We start from the raw sequence: 2,246 nt of genomic DNA, 5'->3' as shown, positions 1-2,246 counted from the left end.
GCGATCTAGTTAATATTCCCTTGAATATCCCGAAGGATACTTTAGCTAAATTAATGAATGATTATCGATCTATAGATTCAGCGATCGCGGACAGGATATCATGAACGAAATTAGAATTAGAATAGCTGAAATATTAAAACTAGAAGATAAAAAGTTACTCGACTTACTAACAGAAGGCATACAAAACTTACAAAACATAGATAAAACAAAAGCATATAATTTAAGCTTTTCAGGGGGCAAAGATAGTCATGTTTTGATGGGTTTATATTTTCTCTATTTAAAACTAGGCTTTCAAGCTTTTGATATAGCGATAGTTTTTAGCGATACGCATTTAGAGCATCACAAGCTATATAAAGCTATAGAATTAGCAAAAAGCTGGAGCAAGGAAAAAGAAATAGAATTTAAAATCGTTTCTTCTGAAAAATCTTATTGGTTTTATCAATATGTTTATGGGTATCCAGTACCCGATTATAGAACAAGGTGGTGTACTGGTAAGCTGAAAATATCTCCTTTAGAAAATAGTGGCAAAATCCCTATAACTGGTCGTCACCTAGGGGAATCAAAGGCTAGAGATCGAAGGCTGAAAAAATCAAATTGCAGCACTAATGATTGTGGCATTTCAGAAATTAAATCACCCGACAAAATAGAGCCTATTGTTAATTTTAGGAATTGCAATATTTGGGATTGTTTATTTTACTTTGATGGCGTTGTCTTATACGAAGGATGCTTTAATCTTCTAAAAGAAACTTATCAGTTGGCAGAAGACGAGGAAACTGGAAGCTTAAGGCTAGGCTGCTTTATGTGTCCTGTTATTGCTATTTCTACTATCAAGAAGAATGTTGAAAATGGAATAATTGCGGATAAGTCCTTCAAGATAAGACTTGAGTTAGAAACCCTAAGAAATGCTCGAAGAATTAAAAGCCCCAAGACGGGTAAAAATGGAGCAATTCTTATTTACGATAGGCGAAAAAGTTGGGAAGAATTAGATAAAGAGTTCTTACTTGCTAATAAATGGATAACTCAATCGGAGATTGAAGACATAGACAAAGCACTTGTTAGTAAATATAGTTACCCGCCTACCTACAAAAAAAAATGGATTGATTTTCAGCATAAAATAATTACAGAGTCAGTTGAGATAAAACAAGTTAAAATCACTGAAGTCTTAGCACTAGGAACATATTTCACGGGTGGAGGTTTATACGATTTTGGAGCGAAACAAGCTGGGTTAGAGCCAGTTTGGGGCGTTGAATGGGACGAACGATTGAAGGTTATCCATGAGCCAAATTTTCCAGAATCAATAATACATTGGGAAGATGTAAGCAGAATCGACCCTTACACTTTACCTAAAGTAGATATTCTTCATTTTTCACCATCTTGTATCCGTTTTAGTCAAGCTAATATCAATGGTTCTGAAACAAAAGAAGATATGTTGTCAGCGATCGCAATAAGTAAGGCGATTGAAGCCATAAAACCCAGATTTATTACATTAGAAAATGTTAGGCAGTATAAGAATTCAGAGAGCTTTAAACTAGTTTTCCAGGCACTTTGCAATAATGGTTATTGGGTTCAGGATTTTGATATAGATTTCGCCGATTATGGTAATCCTTCTCACAGGGAAAGACTATTTTTAGTAGCATTTAAAACCGAAGGGAAAACATTAAGCTTGCCTTCATTAAAGCCGTCTTTGGGCTGGTATGCAGCGATAGAGGATTTAATACCCAAGTTTGAATCTTCATATTTAACAGGTACTCAGAAAAAGAAGCTGTCAGAAAAAGGGTTGAATCTAAAGAAATTACCTCTGTCTGTAATTAAGCGGAATCAAATTCGCTCTACTATAAGCACCCCTGCTTATACAGAACCATGTTTCACTATTACCGCCAAAATAGCCACCGATCATAAATTTAGCGATCGCCGAAAGTTTATGAACTTTATCAAGGGTAAAAAAGTTTTAAATTTTACTTCTAGGGCGATCGCGAGATTGCAAGGTGTAACTGATGACTTTCTTCTTACAGGGAAAAATAATATTGATGTTTACGCCCTTGGTAATGGCGTACCAAGCGATTTTGTAAGAAGGTTTTGGCAATCCAATATAAACTAAAGCTATAATTCAAAAAATGGTCATAATCCCGCAAGAGCTAACCTCTTGCGGTTTTAGCTTTATTGGGCTTTTAAGCGAGAGACGATATCTTTTAGTTGCTGAATTTCCTTAGACATTTCAGATTGAAATTCCTGTATTTCTTGGATTC

Annotated in this window: 1 protein-coding gene; it reads left to right on the top strand. The window is 35.1% G+C overall.

The window, feature by feature from the left end; genetic code table 11:
- Window positions 1–100 precede the first annotated feature (100 nt).
- On the top strand, window positions 101–2,098 hold the full coding sequence (locus tag F6K13_RS29460; protein ID WP_287289330.1) for a DNA cytosine methyltransferase: 1,998 nt from the start codon (window positions 101–103) through the stop codon (window positions 2,096–2,098).
- Window positions 2,099–2,246: the final 148 nt, after the last annotated feature.

The sequence above is a fragment of the Okeania sp. SIO2B9 genome (genome assembly GCF_010672505.1).
Classification (GTDB): Bacteria; Cyanobacteriota; Cyanobacteriia; order Cyanobacteriales; family Microcoleaceae; genus Okeania; species Okeania hirsuta.
This window is presented reverse-complemented; position numbering and strand designations above follow the sequence as displayed.